The organism is Pseudoalteromonas sp. ECSMB14103 (genome assembly GCF_000813065.1).
Taxonomy (GTDB): Bacteria; Pseudomonadota; Gammaproteobacteria; order Enterobacterales; family Alteromonadaceae; genus Pseudoalteromonas; species Pseudoalteromonas marina.
Genome location: NZ_JWGY01000002.1, coordinates 435,223 through 454,714 on the forward strand (window position 1 = coordinate 435,223; position 19,492 = coordinate 454,714).

Annotated in this window: 16 protein-coding genes and 2 tRNA genes; 1 reads left to right on the forward strand and 17 read right to left on the reverse strand. The window is 38.4% G+C overall.

The features are described from left to right. Window positions 1-208 precede the first annotated feature (208 nt). The 17 genes from RF53_RS07060 to RF53_RS07140 form a co-directional block, all read right to left on the reverse strand. Window positions 209-2,530: an efflux RND transporter permease subunit gene (locus RF53_RS07060; protein ID WP_039037092.1), complete on the reverse strand. Its 2,322-nt coding sequence runs from the start codon at window positions 2,528-2,530 to the stop codon at window positions 209-211. Further along, window positions 2,530-3,525: a WD40/YVTN/BNR-like repeat-containing protein gene (locus RF53_RS07065; RefSeq protein ID WP_039037093.1), complete on the reverse strand. Its 996-nt coding sequence runs from the start codon at window positions 3,523-3,525 to the stop codon at window positions 2,530-2,532. The genes RF53_RS07060 and RF53_RS07065 overlap by 1 nt, the downstream gene beginning before the upstream one ends. A gap of 130 nt (window positions 3,526-3,655) precedes the next feature. Further along, a complete protein-coding gene (locus RF53_RS07070) occupies window positions 3,656-5,020 on the reverse strand; it encodes a DUF1329 domain-containing protein (RefSeq protein WP_010556417.1) in 1,365 nt (454 codons plus the stop codon). Between the two features lie 13 nt (window positions 5,021-5,033). Next, window positions 5,034-7,130 (reverse strand): DUF1302 domain-containing protein, encoded by a 2,097-nt coding sequence (locus RF53_RS07075; RefSeq protein WP_039037094.1) that lies wholly within the window; start codon window positions 7,128-7,130, stop codon window positions 5,034-5,036. Between the two features lie 253 nt (window positions 7,131-7,383). Beyond that, window positions 7,384-7,605, reverse strand: a complete 222-nt coding sequence (locus RF53_RS07080) for a DUF2835 domain-containing protein (RefSeq protein WP_008127316.1) — start codon at window positions 7,603-7,605, stop codon at window positions 7,384-7,386. After that, window positions 7,606-10,200, reverse strand: coding sequence for an aminopeptidase N (gene pepN / locus RF53_RS07085; RefSeq protein WP_039037095.1), 2,595 nt, complete (start codon window positions 10,198-10,200; stop codon window positions 7,606-7,608). It abuts the gene before it with no gap. Between the two features lie 46 nt (window positions 10,201-10,246). Next, a complete protein-coding gene (nhaC, locus tag RF53_RS07090; protein WP_200888045.1) occupies window positions 10,247-11,710 on the reverse strand; it encodes a Na+/H+ antiporter NhaC in 1,464 nt (487 codons plus the stop codon). A 179-nt stretch (window positions 11,711-11,889) separates the two neighbouring features. Next, window positions 11,890-13,914 (reverse strand): carboxy terminal-processing peptidase, encoded by a 2,025-nt coding sequence (prc, locus tag RF53_RS07095; RefSeq protein WP_039037097.1) that lies wholly within the window; start codon window positions 13,912-13,914, stop codon window positions 11,890-11,892. 25 nt (window positions 13,915-13,939) lie between these two features. After that, on the reverse strand, window positions 13,940-14,587 hold the full coding sequence (gene proQ / locus RF53_RS07100; protein WP_006792821.1) for an RNA chaperone ProQ: 648 nt from the start codon (window positions 14,585-14,587) through the stop codon (window positions 13,940-13,942). A 15-nt stretch (window positions 14,588-14,602) separates the two neighbouring features. After that, window positions 14,603-14,881, reverse strand: a complete 279-nt coding sequence (locus tag RF53_RS07105) for a hypothetical protein (protein ID WP_006792822.1) — start codon at window positions 14,879-14,881, stop codon at window positions 14,603-14,605. Next, a complete protein-coding gene (locus RF53_RS07110; protein WP_010556413.1) occupies window positions 14,881-15,339 on the reverse strand; it encodes a GAF domain-containing protein in 459 nt (152 codons plus the stop codon). Before RF53_RS07110 ends, RF53_RS07105 begins: the two co-directional genes overlap by 1 nt. 128 nt (window positions 15,340-15,467) lie before the next feature. After that, window positions 15,468-15,848, reverse strand: coding sequence for a hypothetical protein (locus RF53_RS07115; protein WP_006792824.1), 381 nt, complete (start codon window positions 15,846-15,848; stop codon window positions 15,468-15,470). Window positions 15,849-16,018: 170 nt separating this feature from the next. Further along, window positions 16,019-16,267: a hypothetical protein gene (locus RF53_RS07120; protein WP_006792825.1), complete on the reverse strand. Its 249-nt coding sequence runs from the start codon at window positions 16,265-16,267 to the stop codon at window positions 16,019-16,021. A 20-nt stretch (window positions 16,268-16,287) separates the two neighbouring features. Continuing rightward, window positions 16,288-17,091, reverse strand: coding sequence for a CPBP family intramembrane glutamic endopeptidase (locus RF53_RS07125; RefSeq protein ID WP_039037098.1), 804 nt, complete (start codon window positions 17,089-17,091; stop codon window positions 16,288-16,290). A 118-nt stretch (window positions 17,092-17,209) separates the two neighbouring features. Then, complete coding sequence (locus RF53_RS07130) at window positions 17,210-18,049, reverse strand: LytR/AlgR family response regulator transcription factor (protein WP_006792827.1); 840 nt, start codon at window positions 18,047-18,049, stop codon at window positions 17,210-17,212. A gap of 270 nt (window positions 18,050-18,319) precedes the next feature. Further along, a tRNA-Ser gene (locus RF53_RS07135) sits at window positions 18,320-18,410 on the reverse strand. A gap of 51 nt (window positions 18,411-18,461) precedes the next feature. Continuing rightward, window positions 18,462-18,552, reverse strand: a tRNA-Ser gene (locus RF53_RS07140). 249 nt (window positions 18,553-18,801) lie between these two features. Here RF53_RS07140 and RF53_RS07145 point away from each other — a divergent pair. Continuing rightward, entirely contained in the window at window positions 18,802-19,467 is a 666-nt protein-coding gene (locus RF53_RS07145) for a Bax inhibitor-1/YccA family protein (RefSeq protein ID WP_006792828.1), read from the forward strand. The last annotated feature ends 25 nt before the right edge of the window (window positions 19,468-19,492 follow it).

Sequence of the window (19,492 nt, forward strand, 5' to 3'; positions counted from 1 at the left end):
TGTATGTTCCTTAATCTATTACTGCTCAAGAGCAGGAATTTGTACAGCCATTTATTAGTGTGGAGTCAGATAAATTCTAACCCTTTTACAGCTAATAAACAGCTTTTTCGATGAAAACATTTCAAGCTTTTCAGCTATTTGGTCATCTATTCACAAATTATAGATATAAATGGCCAATAGTGGCCATTTAGGAGCAATATTATTCACATTATTTTTTCTGGTCGGTCCACAGAAGACTTCCAATTGCAGGTAATAACAGCACTGCACCTAACATATTCACTAAAAACATGAAGGTTAGAAGTATTCCCATATCAACTTGGAATTTCAAATCAGAAAATATCCATGTGCTTACACCAATAGCGAGAGTAATACCGGTAAATAGTACCGCACTACCGCGTTCAATGAGTGCATTACGATAAGCAATCGACAATGGTACATTTTGTTTAAGCTGCCCCATCATCGACGAAAGTATATAAATACCGTAATCCACACCAATACCTACACCTAGGGCAATAACTGGTAAGGTTGATACTGTTAGGCCAATTTCTAGCTGTACCATTAACGCTTGTGCAAGCGTTGATACTATATAAAGCGGTAACACCACAGCAATAGTCGCTTTTACGCTTCTAAAACTCAGTAAGCATAATGCAATAACAGCACCGTATACATATAGCATCATTGGTATTTGAGCCTCAGACACTGACTCGTTTGTAGCGGCCATTACGCCGACAGGACCAGACGCTAATTTAAAGGCAAGCTTTTCTGTCCCTTCTTCATTTGCGAACTGTTTAACGCTTGCAATAACGCGGTCGATAGTCTGCGCTTTGTGATCATCTAAAAAGATAATAACAGGCATCACAGAACAATCACCGTTCAGTAAACCCGTGCTTGTTTCAACACGTGCTGTAGACTGCACTAATGAAGCCGAATTACGCGGCAAGCTCTGCCATTTTAAATTACCTTCGTTGTAACCCGCATTAACAGACTGAGCAACCGAACTTAAACTAACTGCAGATTGAACACCTGCAACATTTTCAACTTTGTATTGAAAACGGCTAATGCGCTCCATTACATCATATTCTGTGCATGCTGCTGGGTAAGCTTCAACAATCACTTTTAAAATATCTGATGAAATAGTGTACCTGTCCGATATTAAAAAAGTATCTTGATTATAGCGAGCATCTTGATGAAGTGACGGAGCACCTGCATGCAAATCACCTATCCGCATTTTATCAGCTTGCCAGTAACCCAAAGCAAATAAAACAAGCGTAAAGCCAATAATGATTTTAGCTGCTTTAGGATCGGTTGCTTTTACCAATAAATCCCTAATTTTATCAAGCATATTTGGCTTGTTAGCATCACCTGATTGAATATGTATGCTATTTTCAAATTGCATGTATGATGCCCAAACAGGCAATAAAATTAAGTTAGTAAATATAATAACCGCAACACCTAAGCTAGCAGTAATTGCAAGCTCACGGATAATACCTATATCAATCGTCAACAAAGTTAAAAAGCCAACAGTGTCTGATAAAAGAGCAATACCACCTGGAATTAAAAGCGCCCTAAAACTTGATTGGCAGCAAACTCGCGTACTTTTCCCTTCGCTTACTTTTTTACCTATCGCGTTTATCATTTGCACGCCATGGCTAACACCAATAGCAAATACTAAAAATGGAACTAATATCGACATTGGATCAAGTCCAAAGCCAAGGCTTGAAAGCAACCCTAACTGCCATGCAACCGCAATGATAGAGCATGCAATGGGTAAGATTGTAAGCTTTAAGCTTCCACAGAACAGCCAAACCATAATAAATGTGAAGGCTATGGCAATTGCAAAAAATAACACAACGCCTTTAGCCCCTTCTGCAATATCACCAGCCATCTTTGCAAAACCGATAATATGAATACTTACTTTATCGGTACTCAGAGGCTCTCTTAACTCTGATTCGAGCTTTTCTGCAAAGGCTAACGTGTCTAACTTTTCTTGCGTTTGTGGGTCAGTTTCTAATAATTGCGCTGTTACCATTGCACAAGAATAGTCGCTTGCAATCATACGACCAACAACTTTTGCTTTTTCTATATTTTCTTTAACAACGGCTAAGCCACGTTCGTTTGCTTTAAAGTTTGCAGGAATAATTGGGCCACCGGCAAAACCATCCTCAACAACTTCGACAAATCGGGCGCTAGGAGCAAATATAGAGTTTACGAGCGGTCTGTTTACACCGGGTATAAAATAAAGCTGATCATGAACAGCTTTTAACTGAGTAAAAAATTCTGGATTGAATATGTTACCACTGTCATCACACACTGAAATTAAAATACTATTCGCACCACCAAACTGCTTTTCATGCTTGGTATACACTTTCATGTATTCGTGATTTAAAGGGATATTTTTATTAAATGAAGCATCTAGTTGAATGTGCGTGGCTTTAAAAATAAGCAAACAAGTAATAATTGCAAAACTTATAAGCACAACTAAGCGATGTCTAAAAATCGCTTTTTCTATAAAATCTAAAATAGTATGCATTAAGGGGTCAACTCCTTCACTTTAATGCCATCTTCAGTAGCCATTACCAATTTATTATTTTTAATCACACCATCAAGTATCGCTTTACCATCGGCAAGTTGCTCATGAGTTAATAAACCATCCTGTAAGTGAAAAATCACCCCGCTATTTGCTAGCATTAACCACTGTTTGTTATTGTAATTAATAATACTGTTTACAGTAGCAGCTTTAGTACTCTCAAGGTGAAGCCACTCTTCTTCATCACGCTGCTTGCTGAATACATTACCTCTAAGCCCTGCGACTACTTCTTGAGAATTATCTGAATTAAAAGCGAAGAAAGAACCTGGGTATATTTCTTCAAGACGCAGCCAAGTTTTACCGTTATCTGTGCTTCTCGCTAGTAAGCCCATCTCACCAACAAGCATTAAGCCTTCAGAAGTTTGTTCAATTCGATTAAAATGTGGCAGGATTGATGCGGTTTCGGCCTCGTATCCTTCAGGATCATCGTCTTTTAGGTCGTTTAAATAATCTCTGTCTTCACTGAACAATAGAGAATCTAAAAATCGTTTTTCCCATTGTTTACCACCATCAGTAGTATGGTAAAACATGCCATACGCACCCACGGCAAAGCCTTCTAATTTATCTTTAAATAATATATCTAAACACGGCTTATCTAAAGAAGGCTTAGCATGTTGTAATTGCCAATTATTACCACCATCAACAGTATTAATAATTGTGGCATCGTGCCCACATGCCCAACCGTTGTTTTCATCACTAAAATCAACAGCGGTTAATAACACTTGCGTAGGCACAAATTCTGCTTGTTGCCACATTTCACCATTTATACTTTTTATAACTGTGCCATGTTTACCTACAGCAACTAATTCATTACCTGTATTGATAATATCGGTCAATAGTGTTTTTTGTGCATTAGGCGCACTAATTGCGTTTTTTGGTGTATCTTGAGCAAAACTCGCACCGCTTATAATCAGGCTGGCACATACCAAATACTTCATAAATTTTAATCGCCTTGAACTGAAAGGAGTGTTTGTCTTTGTAAACGAGGAAAGTTTTTGCGTTGAAAGACAAACGCGATGGGAAAGGAAAAAGGCACCTAACTTAAAATTAGGTGCCTAGTTTTTTAATTTATCTACCTGCGCGACGTAATGCGCTAGATGTAAATTCATTATCATTAAATGATTTTGAAAAATCGTACATTTTTTCTTGGTTATCTAAACCAATTGCTAAATAACGACGTGAATTCAAATCATGATAAACTTCTAATGTACTCCACTGAGTAGGTACTTCGTAGTAGTTAAGACCGTAAGCCATTGCTACACGGTAAAGCTGATCACGGTTATCGTAAATGTCTGTTACCGTTACTTGCCAGCTATCTTCATCTATATAAAACACACGTTTTTTATATATGTGACGCGTATCATCTTTAAGGTTAGCCTCTACTACCCAAACACGGTGCTTTTCATAACGAGTATGCTCAGGATTGATGTGGCCAGGCTTTAAAATGTCATCATACTCTAGCTTGTCACTGTGGAGCTTGTAACTATTATATGGAACATAAAGCTCTTGCTTACCTTTAAGCGTCCAGTTGTAACGGTTTGGTGAGCCATTGAACATATCAAAGTCATCAGTAGTACGTAAGCTATCTGCTGCAGTACCCGGTGCGTCATAAGCAACGTTTGGTGCACGGCGGACACGACGCTGACCAGAATTATATGTCCATGCTTGGCGTGGCGTTAATATTTGGTCCATTGTTTCATGTACTAGTAATGCAGTACCCGCAAGACGTGCCGGTTGAGTAACACTCTGTTTAAACTTAAACAATATGTTTGAGTCTTGCAGCTCGGCAGGTGTAGCACTTGGATCAGAATATTTAACAAGTAGCTGTTCATCAAAACCAACATAGTTGTAAGAACCTGATGCTGTAGGTGCAGCTTGTCCACCAAAACGTTCGATTGACTCACCTCTAAAACGTAATAAATGGTTCCAAATTGCTTCTAAACCTGTTTTAGGGATGGGAAATGGAATACCAATAGCCGTATTTTTAATTCCGTTTCCGCCTTCAATCAATTCGGCAGTAGGTGCAAACTCTTTAGTTGCATCATAAACAAACTGAGGGTATGAGGCCGAACGGCGTGTCTCATACACTGGCATTTTGAATGTGTCTGGATACGCTTCAAACAAAGCAATTTGGCCTGGGCTCAAGTTAGCTTTATATTTATCGATGTTTGATTTATCAATAGTGAAAAGCACTTTATCACTTGAAAAAGGGTCTAGGTGATGCATGCCAACTTCGTACCCTGCAGGAGCTGCAGTAATACCATTGTTCCATGCTGGAATTGAGCCGTCAGCGTTACCTGCTTTTTCGGCGCCCATTGGCGTTAAATCTTGACCTAAACGCGCTACTTCTTCAGCTGATAGTTTTGCTAAAGTAGCATTACTTGCAAACAAGCTAGCAAAAGCTGCTGCAATGAGGGTAGGTTTTTTAAGCATAATAATGTTACCCCTAAATAGAATATTTTAAATTGAAAGAAACGTAATCGCGGTCTGAGAAGGTGTTTACACCACCACCGCCCCAAAATGAGTTGTAGCTCACGTCAAGTGACCACGCATTTTGGTAGTTAAAGTTCATAGTAGCACCTAATGACTTACGATCTTCAATGAACAAGAACATCGGATCAGGTGTGTTACCATTTACGTCATGTGAAAATACAAAGCGAGGTGAAAAGTTGATACCGTTGTAAAGGTTAAAATAGTCACCCTTAGCAATTAGTCGGTAACCCCACGATGAACCCGTTGCAAACGACTTTTCTTCAGGACCATTTGAAAGACCTAAATGCAACGTTGAGTAATCTGTTGTACCTGGGCCAGTGATAACACCACTTCGACCAGTACCTGACACATTTAAACGCATTTCATCGTAATCTGGCATATCGTGAATTTTAACGGCGCCCACTTCACCTACCACAGCCCAACTGTCAGCTCCTAATGACGGGCCAAATAAATGCGTTGCAGTAAACTGAATTTGTGAGGTATCACGTTCAATATAACCTTTTGCAACTTCACCTGGACCTACAGAACTGATTGCATCACCAATACTCATTTGCGAAATACCGGCAAAATCAGGACGAATACCAGCAACAGCTAGCTGTTCAGGCATTGCTGTGTAAAGTAATTCTACATCATCAATTTGCAGAGGCTCGTCTTGTCTAAAAGCAAATTCACCTGCAAACGCAGTCTCGCCAATAGTCGTATTAAAGCTCACACCATAAAGTTTTATATCTTCAGGGTATTCATTCTCAGCTTTAGAAAATGCAACTAAGTCAGCAACATTATCATCAGTGATTTCTGTTGTAGAAATCATTGCTAAATCTTGTGCAATGGCAGCTTGAGAAAAATTAGATACACGCCCTGAAATAAGAGGACGACGGCTGTGGTAATTTACGTGGTAAAGCGCAATTTCAGTGTCATTCCACTCGGGTAAAAATATGCCTAATCGTAAACCATATTGACCACCATCATCTGGTTCAGTTTTACCGTTACCACCTTTACCTTTAAGTGCAACCTTGGTTGGGTGCGCTAGGTACATATTAGCTAGTAGAGCTTGGCCTTCTGCACTTGTAGGATCAATCCCCTGAGCCGCAGCTACTTGAGCATAGGTTGCAGTTAAGTTATTTAAACTTTCAGTTAAAAATGCAACATCTATATCAGGGTTAGACGTAAAGCCTAGCTGAACGTTTTGTTGGTAACCATTTTCTGCAGCAAAATCATTTGTAGAAAAATAAGTACCAGCAGCTGGCAAGCGAGTCTCATGCCATTGGTACTGATAAAAACCTTCTAGGGTGATGTTATCAGTAATACCCAATGATGCCCAAAGCATACCAACAGGAATAAATGCTTCTTTAAGCTCAGCGCCTGGCGCTTTCAATCTATCGATATCTACAGGGTTAACATTTATACCATGAGATATAAGCGTGCTTTCACCCCAGTTAACAACTTGCTGACCAAGACGAACTGAAAGTGGGTTTTTGCCGTCGTTTAAATCAAAGTCAGCCCAAACAAATGCATCAAGTAGACGAATGTCTGCACAGCTCTGTTCTTTTGTATCTTCATCATCACAAGGATCTACGCTTTGACCTGATGTAGGGTTTGCATAGGCAAAGTCACCATCCATCAAAGCAAAGTCATAAAAGTACATGAAACGAGTAAATAGACCGTAGTTATCTTTGTTTATTGAAAGGTCATGTGTTCCCTTTAACAGTTTGGAGAATGAATCACCGCTGTCAAAGTTAAGATTACCTGCGTCACCATTATTTGAATACGACCCAGGTTGTGCCCAAACATCTTGTGAAGAATAAACTGTATTTAGGGCTGGGTTGTAACCAGTCCAATCAAAAGCAGGGTTATTACTTTTACCTATTAAGCTAAAGTCTCTATCTTCTACACGAATACTTTGGCCGTAAGAAAAAGTTGAATCGAAGGTTATATCAAACCCTCCGGCGTCAAATGTTACAGCCTGTGAACTTGCTGTAGTTAGGGCTAAACTAGCGGCTGCTAAACCTATAGCGATTTTGTTTTTAACAAAAAGCGATCTTCTTATCATTGTGGTTCCCCCCTGTCGCGGGTCATATTGTGTGATCAAGTTATTGTTTTTAGTGTAATCGTAACGATAGAAGCGAATTGTATAAATTACAAATAGTCGCATTCAATCTGTCATATATTTAGTGTGTCAGCTGACGTTTACGTATTGGTAAGACGTCATACCAGATAATTTATACACGTTATTTAACAATAGAACAAATTGAAATTAACAAAAAGACAATATTTTTATGGTTTTATAACATAAAAACAGCGCTCTAAGCCACTCGTTCAATACGAATAAATTTATTTTCAGGGGTGAGTAACATTCTAAAACGCCCTCTGACACCTAAACTTGTAACAAACGGTCTTAAATGATCGGCAGAAAACCGAATTGACTTCCCACCCTCTTCAACCACTTGCACAGAACTATATCGACCGTGGTAGTAATCCATACAGTCGTTATAGCTCAATCTTAAATTAAAGTAATACTCAAGCATTTAATTAAGCGCTTTTTCAACCTTCTCGAATAAGTCGTCACTTAGTCCATCTAAATTAGATAAACGTTCTAATTGCGTTCTCATAAGTGCTGAACGTGTTTTATCATAACGTTTCCAAGACATAAACGGTGTTAGCATTCTTGACGCATTTTGTGGATTTATTGCATTCAGCTTAACAAGTAAATCACCAAGCAATTCATATCCTTGCCCGTCAGCACGGTGAAATTGCTGAGTATTAAAGTAGCTAAAACTCCCCACTAAAGCACGGACTCTATTGGGGTTAGAAAAATCAAAACTTGGGTGCTCATATAATGACTTAATATTAAAAATAGCATCTTCACCTGTTTGCATTGCTTGAAGCGCAAACCACTTATCCATAACAAGTACATCATGTCGCCATTGACTATCAAAGTGCGACAATAAATCATCACAGAGTGGATGAGAGGCTTTTACCACAGCGCTAAGTGCACCCAATACATTGGTCATATTTGACGAGCTAGCAGCTAGCTTAATAAATTTATCTGTTTGTTTGCTCGGCACCTTTGCAAGAAAATGCAGGCAAATTTGCTGTAGTGAGCGCACAGCAACCGCTTCGGCGCTTATGCTGCCATCGTCATGTAATGAACCAAAACATGCAATAAGCTCATCATTAAGGCTTGTGGCAATTTGTATTTCGAACTGTGCTACAACACGAATAATTTCATCAACAGGAATAATTTCAAATTCTGCGGCTAAAGTGTCAAAGCTAGGTAATTTTAATAACTCTGCAATTAACGCTAAATCGCCTTGTTTTGAAACAATTAAAACACGCAAGGCTTTAATTATCTCGTCACTTAATTGAAATTGTGTATCTGAGTTAATTGCTGCTTTTACCGCTTTTATAAACAATTGTTGCTGTGCATCCCAACGTGAAAAATCACTTCGTGCAAAACGCATAATATGCAAATGCTCAAGCTCAGTTGTTTGTTGAGTTAGGATACACGGAGCAGAAAAGTCTTCTAACAACACAGCAACGGGTTTACAAGTCACATTCTCAAAAGTATAACTCTGCTTTTTATCGGTAACATTAAGCACATTACTAACTTTTAAACCTTTGTACTGTAATTCGATACTACTGCCGGATTCGTCCAACAACTCAATTGCAAACGGGATATGCAACGGTTTGTTATCGGGCTGATTAATCGGTGCTTTTTGCTCTATTGTTAGTGTGTAGGTGTTTGAGGCACTGTCGTAATGCTCTATGGCATTCAAGCGAGGCGTACCCGCCTGACTATACCAACGCTTAAATTGCTCTAAATTAACACCCGATGCGTCACTCATAGCACTGACAAAATCATCACAGGTAACTGCTTGGCCGTCATGGCGTTTAAAGTAAAGCGCCATCCCTTTTTGAAAGTTAACCTCACCAAGCAAGGTATGCATCATTCTTATTACTTCAGCACCCTTGTCGTATACTGTTACGGTATAAAAGTTATTCATTTCAATAACTTTTTCAGGTCGAATAGGATGCGCCATTGGCCCTGCGTCTTCACTGAACTGATGCGTACGCATCACCTTAACAGCATCAATGCGGTTGAGTGCACGCGATCCAAGATCACTACTAAATTCTTGGTCTCTAAATACAGTTAGCCCCTCTTTAAGTGATAACTGAAACCAATCTCTGCACGTAACACGATTACCAGTCCAATTGTGAAAGTATTCATGACCTACTATAGACTCAATAGTATGGTAATCTTTATCCGTTGCTGTTTCTTGATTGGCCAAAACACATTTACTGTTAAATATATTTAAGCCTTTGTTTTCCATTGCACCCATATTAAAGAAATCTACGGCTACAATCATGTATATATCAAGGTCATATTCTAAATTAAAACGCTCCTCATCCCATTGCATAGATTTTTTAAGTGATTGCATCGCATGCGGTGTTTTAGGCAAATTACCCTTATCTACAAATAATGCTAAATCAATTTTTCGGCCACTTTTAGTTGTATAGGTATCGTTTAATACATCAAAATCACCAGCAACTAATGCAAATAAATAGCTTGGTTTTTTAAATGGGTCTTGCCATTTAGAAAAATGACGGCCGTCAGGTGTCTCACCTTTGTCAATTTGGTTACCATTAGATAATAAATGCGTATAACTTGAATCAGCAATAATAGTCACATCAAACGTAGACAACACATCAGGACGATCCATGTAATATGTTATCTTTCTAAAGCCCTGCGCCTCACACTGTGTACAATACGCTCCACCAGATAAGTAAAGACCTTCTAAAGATGTATTTGTCTCAGGAGATATCTCAGTCACAATACGTAATTTACAACGATCTGGTAAGTTATTAATAATTAGCTGCTCATCAACAACGCAATAATCTGTTATCTCAATCGCATCTATCGATAAGGACGTTAAACGTAAATTTATGCCATCTAAAATCAGAGGTGATTGATTATCACCAACACGCGTTAACGTCAGTACGCTTGTTACCGTTGTATTTGTAGGCTGAAGATCAAACGTTAAGTCTGTGTGGTCTATTAAAAAATTTGGTGCTTTATAGTCTTTGAGATATTGAGCTTGAGGGGTTTTTGAGTCGGTCATGATTACTCCAAAAAAAGCGCCTCTATATGAAGAGGCGCTACTAAATTTAGGCAGATTGTTTCGGCTTAATACGTAAAATCTTAATACCGAGATATGCATATATAACAGCTAAAACGGGATTAATTAAATTAAAGAAAGCGTAAAGTGCGTAATCGAAAGGGTTTATTAAAAGTACACTTTGCATGTAAGCACCACACGTATTCCAAGGAATAAGTGGACTGGTAATCGTACCGCCATCTTCTAAGGTGCGAGATAAATTAACCGGCTTTAAACCGCGCTTTTTATATTCATCTTTAAACATACGTCCAGGAACCACAATAGCAATATATTGATCGGCTGCAATGAGGTTAGTACCAATACACGTTGCAATAGTCGAGGCAATTAAAGAGCCAGTACTTTTCGCTATTTTTAAAATACTTTTTACGAAAATGTCTAACAAGCCTGTTTTTTCCATAATAGCGCCAAACATAAGCGCAGTCATAATTAACCACGTCGTTGTTAACATTCCCGCCATACCACCACCGCTAAGTAGTGAGTCCATTTTGTCATCACCGGTATCGATGCTAAAACCGTCAAAAAATGTCGTCCATACTAATTTGAAATACCCAACCACTTCGCCTTGAGAAGTATCAATTTGAGAACCAATTAAGTCAGACTGAAATAGCATAGCCCAAACAGCACCAACCACAGCACCAATAGAAATAGCAGGAAAAGCAGGCATTTTTTTAATTGCTAGCACTAAAAGCACAATTAAAGGAATGAGCATCTCAAAACCAATATTGAAGTTTTGCTCCAAAATTAGCGTAATTTCGTCTAAACGCCCAGCCTCATTAGAAGCCGTTGCGTTAAAGCCCATAAATATAAATATAATAAGCGCAATCACAAAGCTAGGAACTGTTGTCCATAGCATATGCTGAATATGTTCAAATAAGTCAGAGCCAACCACTGCGGGCGCTAAGTTAGTTGTTTCAGAAAGTGGGCTTAGTTTGTCACCAAAATACGCACCAGATATAACAGCACCAGCTGTAACTGCCTGATCTAAACCAAGACCCGTAGCAACACCTAATAAAGCAACACCAATTGTAGCTGCAGTGGTCCACGAGCTACCAATGCTCATAGCCACAATGCCACAAATTAAACAACTTGCTGCATAAAACCAACTAGGGTTAATTACTTGCAGGCCATAATATATTAGCGTTGGTACTGTGCCCGATAACAACCAAGTACCTATCAAAGCACCTACCATTAATAAGATTAATATAGCGCCAAGAGAGAGCGTTATACCCTCAATCATAGCTTGCTCAAGCTTTTTCCACGTGTAGCCGTTTTTTAGGCCAATTAGAGCAGCTGCGAAGGTTGCAAATAAAAGTGCAATTTGGTTTGGTCCAGATGACGAGTTGTCACCAAATAAGTAAACCGCAGCCCCTAACAAACAAATTAAAACTGAAATAGGAATTAATGCATCAAGAAATGAGGCGGGTTTTACTGGTTTATCATCCAATGGGTTCAAAGTTGAGACTCCTACACACATACAGCGTGTTTAATTATTATTTTTAGCACTTAGTGCGTATTAACTGAGCATTTCTAAGACGGCTCAATTTTTAATAGTTAGAGATTATAACAATTTAGGCTGTGATAGGTAGCAAAAAAGGCGCACGAGCGCCTTTTTTGTAGTGATAAAACCAGTTTTTACTTTTTGGCGATGCGACCAAAGTTAATGTAGTCCTGAGTAATTAAGGCCGCTTCTTCAAGGAACGGGTCAAGCTCATCAATTACATCTGGTACATCATCTAGGTTTTCAACCGGATCTTTACCTAATCGTTTCAAGCGCTCATTTGTACGAACTAATGCACGCGCTACACCTTCTTCTTTTTCTTTAATACGCGTGGCTTCAACTAAAGAAATCGTTTTACGATCTTTTTCTTCGTTGTACAACGCTATATCATCAAACACGTAGCCGAACTCAGGTTCAGATTTAATACGATCTTTATGCTGCTTTTCTAGGTAAGGAATAACTGGAGTTAAATTTCCTAACTTTTTATATTTTGCTTTAACAATGCTATCCCAAGGAAGTGCATTATCTTGTTTACTTTCACCCCACTCGGCAGGATCTATAGCCGATGGAAATGAAATGTCAGGAATAACACCTTTGTGCTGAGTACTGCCGCCATTAATACGGTAAAATTTAGCTATGGTGTATTGCACGCTACCTAATGGGTTATCGTAAAGATCATACGCTCTTGCAAGACCTTTATGTTGCTGCACAGTGCCTTTACCAAATGTTTGTTCGCCAATAATAACAGCGCGACCATAATCTTGCATTGCAGCGGCAAAAATCTCAGAGGCAGACGCACTGTAACGATCAACTAAAACCGTTAATGGCCCGTCGTAATAAGTAACTCCATCACGATCTCTTTGCTCTTCAATTCGGTTATTTAGAGTATGTATTTGTACAACAGGACCTTGATCGAAAAATAAGCCAGAAAGCTGGGTCGCTTCGTATAACGAACCACCACCATTTTGACGTAAGTCGATAATAATACCGTCTACTTTAGCCTCTTTTAATTTAGCTAACTCAACTTTTACGTCTTTAGACAAATTATTGTAAAAACCTGGGATTTCAATAACCCCAATCTTGCTTGATAAATCAGAATATTTAGCTTCAAACACTTCTGACTTTGCAGCTCTGTCTTCAAGACGGATTTTGTCACGAGTAATTTCGACCACTTTAGGTGTGCCATGAGCATCTGCACCTTTCAAATATTGCAAACGTACTTTCGTGCCTTTAGGGCCTTTTATTAAATCTACAACATCGTCTAAACGCCAGCCAATCACATCGGTAAAATCTTCACCGTCTTGTGCTACGCCAATAATGCGGTCATCTGCTTTAATTTGTTCGGTTTTGTCTGCTGGACCACCTGGAACAAGACTACGAATTACGGTGTAATCTTCGTCAGGAGTTAGTACAGCGCCAATGCCTTCAAGTTCTAGGTCCATATCCATTTTAAATTGTTCAGCACGTCTTGGTGATAAGTAAGACGTATGCGCCTCAATCGTGCGAGCTAAAGAATTTAAAACAATTTGAAATGCATCTTCTGAGTTAGATTGAACTAGACGCTTTTCAGCGTTTTTGTATCGCTTGGTAAGAACCTCTTTGATTCCTTCCCAATCTTTACCAGTCATTTTTAATCGCAGTGCATCGTACTTAACACGCTCTCGCCAGATCTCGTCTAGCTCTGCTTGCGATGTTGGCCACGTTGCATCTTCACGATCAAAAAAGTATTCATCTTGTTTTTCGAACGTCATTTCATTTTCTAATAAAGAAAGTGAATATTCGTAACGTTCAAAACGGCGCTTTAGGCTTAAATTAAAAATATCAAACGTAAAGCCTAGCTTGCCGGTAGTTAAAGCGTTGTCAAAGCTATCGCGATATTGCTCAAAGGATGCAATATCACTGGCTAAAAAAACGCTTTTATTAAAATCAAGGGATTCGATGTAACGATCGTACACTTTACTGGAAAGTTCATCGTTAAATCGAACCGGGATATAGTGTGAACGAGTAAATAAGCTTGCCACGCGCTTACTGGCAGTGCCATGTTGACTTTCTTGCTTGAGTAGAGGTAAATCATCAATGGTGACAGGCTCTACAGCAGCAAATAATGAACCTGAAAACAGGGCTGCAACTACCGGAATGAGCGTAAACTTTTTACTCATACAAACTCCTTAATTTATGTACAACTTAAACAGTGTATAAGCTGTCTGCTTTGGTTTTAACTTGCATACCAGTCACTAATTCAACATGAACGTCGTCTTTATTTACTTCAGTGATTACTGCATTTACAAGTGCTTGGCCTAGTTTAACTTTAACCTTGTTATTAACCTTGACCTCTGTTGCTGGTAAAGGTTCAATTTTACCTGAACGTTTAGCGGGTGCAGATTTAGTTGCTTTGCTAGCTGACGCATTTTTATCAGCGCCCTTGTTTGCATGTGCAGGCTTCTTCTTAAAGTTTTTAGAATCTGAGTCTTGACGTGGACGCTGTTGTTTCTTGCGCTTCGCCATTTTTGCACGGCTTTCTTCTAGTGCTTTTTGAGCATGATCAATGTGCTCTTGCTCAACTTTTTCACCTTCATTGCCATCAAGGTCAATACGAAACTCCGACTTTGTCACAGCTTCTAGATAACGCCAGTTAGACGTGTATTTTCTTAGTGCTTGACGAACTTGAGTCTTGCTTACTTTTTCAGACCCTTCAATACGCTCAGCAATATCTTTAAAAATACCGACTTTAAGCGGTTTGATACCGTCTTTTTGTTTAAAACATTGTGGAAATTCTTGGTACAAGAACTCCAATACTTCATTAATATCTTTTAGCTTGTTTGTGGTTTCCATTTTAGAACCTATTTTTCACATCTTTTCATCAAGGGACGAATCAACATAGTGTATTACCCAGTCGACCAGTTCTTCGAAATCGGCTTCAAGTACAGCCATATCACCTCGAAGGTGTTCCCAAATACCATTTATTATTTCATCGATTGATTCACAATCTAAATCATCTGGGAGTTTGTCCCAAGCAATGTGAATCAAATCATTGAGCGTTTCCGCTACATGTTCTTCTTCGCCTTCCCAATCGCCTACATCTTGTATAGCAAACAGGTAGTCCTGAACATTTAGCAAATCTTTCATTACAAGCTAGCCTCAAAGCATTTAACCAATGCTTCTAATCCCGCTTTGTCATCAGTGTCAAATCTAGAAATACTAGGACTATCAATATCTAGCACTGCAAATATTTTACCATGTTTCATGATAGGTACAACAATCTCAGAGTTCGATGCTGCATCACAGGCAATATGCCCATCGAAGGCATGAACATCTTCAATTAGTTGTGTTTGCAACGTAGCTGCAGCCGTTCCACATACACCCTTTCCAACTGGAATACGGATACATGCTGGGTTACCCTGAAATGGGCCTAGCACTAATTCTGACGGCGAATCAATAAAGTAAAAGCCCGCCCAATTTACATCATCTAAAGAGGTAAATAACAGCGCGCTTATATTTGCCATATTAGCAATTACATTCGACTCACCGGCAATCAGCGATTCAGTTTGTTTAACTAATGACTGGTAAAAATCGTGCTTTTGCATACCAAACTACTTCTTATTAAACATACAGTAGCTAAAGGTACTCTTTGTGATGAAAAATTGGAACCTTTTGCAGGTAAAAAAAAGGAATTTCCGTAGTTTAAAAGCGTCCTTGGTTAATAAAGACGCGATTATGATTTTGAAGTTTTACGAAGACCAAATAAAAACAGCCCTGCCGCTATTGCTGACATAACACTATTTATTAAAAATATTTCGCCTGTGGAGGCACTTAAAAGAAAGCTAAAAATAGCACCACCAAGTAAACCAAGCGTTAAAACACCGGAATAGTTTACTTTTGAATATTTAAACATTAATAAATAGCCTGGGACAACAAATGCAGCCATTGTTAAGCCAACAATATGCGCATTAGATATGGCTGTCATCAATAATGAAAAAAATATAGAGACAAATTCACCTTGTAGCGTTATTGAATAATAAATACCTAATAGGCTACCCATAATCACAGGAGAAAGTAATGAAAGCGCAACGCTTTTTGCTAATTGGTGTTTCATTTAATAGTCCTTAACAACACACTTAAACTCTATTTATAAGCATGCACCAAGAACCCAAAGTTAGAAACAGAGACTATGGTCGTAAATTACGAACAAAAATAAACCACATTACGCCATCAACTCATCACTTTTTATAAGCGTAAAGTTTTAAGCTCAAAACAGCTCAGTTGTCATAACTGAGCTATTTGGCTTGAGAGTTCAAAACGACGAGAAGTTACAATTTCTTCTAGCACCGCCAGCCTTTCGTTTAAGACTTTTGATTGTTTTTCTAATGCTACGATCTTTGAAGCATCAATAGCACTTTGCAATTTTGCTTGTGTCTCAACCTTTGAGGTTTTATAACTGAAGTAGCGCTTAAGGGCTGCCAATAACAGAACGGGTGAGCTAAATACAATAATAACCATAAATAATTCGAACATAATAACTCCTGCATTTAATGTTAATTTACTGCACACGCAGCTGAATGAGCTCGGGTTTGAAGCAATTTAGATAAAACTACTTCGCGTGGTTTACCTTTTCGAATTAGCATCTCTACATACACAATACTTAATACAATTGCTGTTGCCTTAAATAGATTACCTTGTAAATCCCCTGCTGCCCCACCTGACATCCCAAAGATCCCGTAAGCCGCATTCATAAAAATATGCATCCACATTGGGAACCAAATACGGTATCCACATTCGCAATACAGCCACGCAAACCAAGTCCCTGCAATCGTTGTTACCGTAACTGCTATCACTGCAGATAAAGGGTCATTGCCTTGATAAATGTGCCCCATACCAAATATCACAGAACTAACTAACGCTGCAGGTATAAAGCCCCAACGGCAGTATTTAAATAGCACACCAAATAATGCAGCTCTAAAGATAACCTCTTCAAAAAAACCGGCATAAACCGAACCCGTAATGATCGCTGATATCGAAAGATGAAGTTCACTACTTAAAAATGCATACCCTAGAGTCATAGGAATACAACAGAGCAACGCTGCAAGTGTATAATTAATGAATCCATCAAAGCTAAGTCCTATTGACTCAAACAACCTCTCTTGTTTAAACAAAACAATGGCAGCAGCAACTAACGGACCATATAAAAAGGTAAATTTAGCGGGAATGAATAAAATATCAGTTTGGTTATCAATATTAGATAACCAGCTAGACCAACCATCTCCCCAAAAATGCCTCATTACGTAGTGACAAAATATAAATATAGTAATTATTAGAAACGCATGCATAGCGTGTTTCATACCTCTTTTCCTCGTTAAGTTGTTAAATTCAACTTAATCCTGGCAATAGCATAAGCACAAAGCGACTCATTAGGGCTTAGCTGCAGTTTAAGGTATAAAACTCACTGTTTTGGGGTGGTTAACATGTTTTTGGGGCTAACAACAAAGCGTCTTTTATTGTTTTAACGTAGGTGCGAGACACTGGTATTGTAACATTTGATTCATTAAGTGATAACTGTAACCCACCTGCGTTACCACTATAATGCTTAACGCTTTGTAAGTTGATCGCATAAGAACGGTGGCATTTTATAACAGATGTATTGTGAGGTAGTTGTCTTAACAATCCTGTAAGTGATGTTCGTAATAAACTCTGAACTATTTTATCACCATCAAAAATGGTGATTTCACAGTAATTATCAGCAGATTTAATAAATAAGATGTGATGGTGAGCAACTTTAACCTCATCATTTTTATTTTCGCCTTTAAGTGAGATTGTCTCTAACGCAGTTTCTTCTAACCGCGTTTGATTTTCGTCAGCTGCGCTTGAGGGTATTAAATTTTTTACGTGCCGGTTTACCAGAAGTAAAAATATAAGGGGAAATACACCAATACAAAATATATATCCCACGAAGAGTAATTGATTTTGCCAGTGCCAAGACCCCAGCACTGCAACCACAAAATACCCGTGATTAAATAATGCTGTTATCAGTAAATATGTAAAAGGAATAATAGTTAAATGTTTTAACTTATCATTAAAGTTTATTTTGAGTAATGCGATTTCAATTGCACCCGATAGGAGCAAAGCACAAAAGGTGACTAACCCATATCCAGATAGCCGGAGTAACTTATAGGGTTCGCTATCGTTTGAAGTACCAAACGGTTGAAAAATAAAAAGTACAAAAAGTGTTATAAACGAGAACATAACAGCACGATATATAACTAACTTCCTTGATTCTAAGTCATCTTTTAGCCACAACATCCTATTTTATATACCTTTAGTTTTGAGATATTTAAAAGTAACACACATTAATATGCGCATTCTATTGCATTTAAACTCTTTTTATAGTGATTTTTAATCGGCAAGAAAGTCAAACATGAAGCTAAATAAACATTGTTTCGTGATGTAAAATATACATATTAGCGTTCAATGAACTTTAGATATGACTCGTGGATAAAAAGCGGGTCATAATTAAGTGAAGAATTTTGTTTCCAATACAAAAAGCCCGCTGTTTAGCGGGCTTTAATGTAATGGTGGAGAGATAGGGATTTGAACCCTAGATAGGCTACAAACCTATGCCGGTTTTCAAGACCGGTGCATTCGACCACTCTGCCATCTCTCCTAAAGTGCTATAAACTACAAGTAAGAGTGTACTCATAGTTATTGTAATAAGTGGTGGAGAGATAGGGATTTGAACCCTAGATAGGCTACAAACCTATGCCGGTTTTCAAGACCGGTGCATTCGACCACTCTGCCATCTCTCCGCACGGCCTGCATAATAGGGAAACCCGTTGGCTTTGTGAAGCTTTTTTTTAAAAAAATTGCTTAAGTGCTTAAAAAACAATTAATTTGTTCAAAGATAAAACAAAAACTTTCTTTTTGGTGGTTAAATGAACTTTAATTAAAAAATTAATGTCTATTGATCCACAAAGGTTTGCCCAAACATATAAGAGTTGGTAATCTAATTTTAGTTAAATTATCGAAACACACGTTTCACTTAAAGGAGCTCTACAATGGCGTTTAATCAATCGTACAATACCGCTAAACCGGTAATGTCTACCATTGAAACAAACAAGGTACTTAAAAACACCTACTTTTTACTTGCGATGACACTTGCATTTAGTGCAGTGACTGCCGGTATCTCAATGGCACTACAATTACCTTACTTTATGGGAATTGTGTTCACACTGGTTTCGTTTGGTTTATTATTTGTTGTAAACAAAAAAGCTGACACCGCATCGGGTGTATTTTGGGTATTTGCTTTCACAGGTTTAATGGGTGCTGGTTTAGGTCCAATGTTAAACCATTACGCTGCCATGCCTAATGGCCCAATGCTTATAATGCAAGCTCTTGGTTCAACAGCACTTATTTTCTTTGGTCTATCTGCATATGCGCTCAACACCAAAAAAGACTTCTCTTTTATGGGCGGCTTTTTAACGGTTGGCCTAATTGTGGTTATTGTTGCAAGCATTGTTAACATATTCATCGGTAGTTCTTTAATGTTTATGGTGCTTAACGCTGCGGTTGTATTAATTATGTCTGGCTTAATTTTATTTGATACAAGCCGCATTATTAACGGCGGAGAAACTAACTACATTCGCGCTACAGTATCTTTATACCTAAATGTGTACAATCTATTTACTTCACTACTGCACCTACTTGGCGCAAGTGATGACTAATTAAATAGTTCTGTTAAAATAGCCC